Source organism: Streptomyces torulosus (genome assembly GCF_001419765.1).
Taxonomy (GTDB): domain Bacteria; phylum Actinomycetota; class Actinomycetes; order Streptomycetales; family Streptomycetaceae; genus Streptomyces; species Streptomyces torulosus.
Map to the genome: position 1 here is coordinate 1 of NZ_LIRK01001020.1, position 2,666 is coordinate 2,666.

Sequence of the window (2,666 nt, forward strand, 5' to 3'; positions counted from 1 at the left end):
ATCTCCACCACCCTGCGGGCGGGACTCCACATCGACAAGGGGCTGCCGCTGGAAGGCAGCTACTCCCAGTTCCACTACGCGCGCCAGAAGGACTCCCCGAAGGACGTACGGATCCACATCATCGAAGGCGCCGACGAACCCGGCGGCGCCGGGGAACTCGGCGTCCAGGCGGCCGTCGGCGCCTCAGCGGGGGAAGGGCGTGAAGTCCACGTCGAAGGTGACGGGGAAGCTGCGCGGCTTGGTGCCGGTGGCGCGCGCGTAGGCGTTGGCGACGGCGCCGACGGCCGCCGGGACGCCGAGTTCACCGGCGCCGCCGGGTTCGTCGGCGCCTTCGATGATGTGGATCCGTACGTCCTTCGGGGAGTCCTTCTGGCGCGCGTAGTGGAACTGGGAGTAGCTGCCTTCCAGCGGCAGCCCCTTGTCGATGTGGAGTCCCGCCCGCAGGGTGGTGGAGATGGCGTCGGTGAGCCCGCCGAGCAGCTGGGCCTCCAGTCCGCGCGGGTTGACGACCCGGCCGACGTCGGCCGCGATGACCGCCTTGGTCACCCGGGATTTCTTCGGGTCGGTGGCGTCGATCTCGACCAGGCAGGCCGTGCAGGACTTGTACTCGTCGTGGAAGCCGACGCCCTGGGCCCAGCCGTCGGGCAGGTCACGCCCCCACTCCCCCTCCTCGGCGACCTTGTCGAGCACGGCCCGCTGCCGCGCGGTCCTGAGGAACTCCCGCCGGAACGCCACCGGGTCCTTGCCGAGTCGCGCCGCCAGTTCGTCGACGACGATCTCCTCGGCCCCGCGGGTGTTGGCCGAGTACACCGAGCGCCACGACCCGGTGTGCATCCTGATCGGCACCTCGGTGAGCGTCTGGGTGGTGAGCCCGAAGTGGTACGGGGACTTCACGGTGGTCAGGAACAGGGTCTGGGCGAAGGTCGCGTTGCCGATCCCGGTGGGCAGGCTCGCGGCGGCGGCGGTGAGGGCGTCGCCGAGTCCGTGCCGGAAGTCCGTCTCGACGGCCGCGACCCGGTGCTGGAAGCTGAGCACCTGCCCGGCGGCGTAGGTCGCGCGGATCCGGTGGTGGGTGGCGGGCCGCATCCGCCCGTGCCGCATGTCGTCGATCCGCGACCACATCAGCCGGACGGGCCGTCCGCTCCTCTTCGACACCACGGCGGCCTCCAGCGCCGCGTCGTAGAAGAGTCGGCGTCCGAAGGAGCCGCCCGCCTGCACCACGTGCACCGTGACCTTGGTGACCGGCAGCCCGACGGCCTTGGCGATGGCGGCCTGGGCGACGATCGGCGACTTGAGCCCCGACCAGACCTCGGCGCGGTCCGCCCGTACGTCCGCGACCGCCGAATTGGTCTCCAGCGGGGCGTGACTGGCGAAGGCGAAGTCGAACTCGCCCTCCACCTTCTTCACCAGCAGCCCGAGCGCGTCCAGCGAGGGCGTCGCCGCCTTCAACTTCGCGCGGACGTCCTGGTCGGACAGCGCGTCGACGGTACCTGGCCCCCAGGTGACGTCCAGGGCCTCCTTGCCGTCGAGGGCCTGCCCGAACGTCTCCGCGACGACGGCCACCCCCGTGTCGATGGTCACCACGTCGAGCACGCCCGGCATGGCCCGTACGGCGGCCTCGTTGTTGACCGTTTTCACGGTGCCGTTGATGGTCGGCGGCCTGCGGACCATGCACGGCTTGGGCGCCGGGCACGTCGAGGTCGAGGGTGTACGCCTGCTTGCCGGTGACGAGGGAGCGGGCGTCGATCCGGGAGGTCGGGGTGCCGACGAGAGTGTGCTCGGACTCCTTCTTGGGGGTCACGACGAGCGAGCCGAGGTCGAGGGAGGCGGCGGCCGCGGACAGCGAGCCGTAGGGGGCGGTGCGGCCGTCGGGCGCCGCCACGAAGCCTCGACGCACCGTCAAGTCCTCGTCGTCCAGGCCCCATTGCTTCGCGGCGGCCCGAACGAGCCCGGCCCGTGCGGCCGCCGCGGTGTGGCGTACCGGGTCGTACAGCGAACGGATGGAGTTGGAGCTGCCGGTGAGCTGGTTGAACAGCAACTCGGGCCGGGCGTCGTCCAGTCGCACCCGGACGTGGTCGAGCGGTGTGTCCAGCTCCTCCGCGACCAGCATCGCCACGGCCGTGGTGAGCCCCTGCCCCACCTCTTCCCTCGGCAGCCGGAAGTGGACGAGACCCTCCTCGTCGACGCTGAGCACCATCATGTTCGCGGTGGGCGCTCCCGCGAGGATCAGCAGGTCGCCGAGGTCCACCAGGTCCGCCGGTGCGGGCGGCGTCGGAATGGCCGCGTCGGCGGTGCCGGGGGCGTAGGCGTCGAGCCCGATCCTCGTCGCGACCGCGAGGGTGGGCGCCGCCACCAGACAGGTGAGAAACCCGCGCCGAGAATGACGTGACATGACGACTCCGTTCAGCGCCCCGCCGCCGTCGCCGGGCCGCCTCGCGATGATCGCGCCGGGTTACCCCTCAGTACAGACCCTTCACGGGATCAGCACACGCCGGTGAGCGGACCCCCACGTGGCCCCGCGCCCACGTGGCCCGCGCCGAGCCACCGCGGAGGCAGCTAGTGCTGTGACCGGAAAGGTTTGCCGGAAAGCTCGCGGCGTCCGGTGCGATGCCTCGCACGGCGGAGCATGACCCGCGTACTGGGACGTACTCGGGTCATGCGACAAC

General features: G+C 71.4%; 1 protein-coding gene and 1 pseudogene. Both read right to left on the reverse strand.

What is annotated here, in order from left to right:
• Positions 1 to 183: 183 nt before the first annotated feature.
• Entirely contained in the window at positions 184 to 1,671 is a 1,488-nt protein-coding gene (locus tag AOK23_RS43710) for a xanthine dehydrogenase family protein molybdopterin-binding subunit (RefSeq protein ID WP_338056580.1), read from the reverse strand.
• Between the two features lie 214 nt (positions 1,672 to 1,885).
• Positions 1,886 to 2,392: pseudogene (locus tag AOK23_RS51780) on the reverse strand (molybdopterin cofactor-binding domain-containing protein); the annotation flags it as partial.
• Positions 2,393 to 2,666 lie beyond the last annotated feature (274 nt).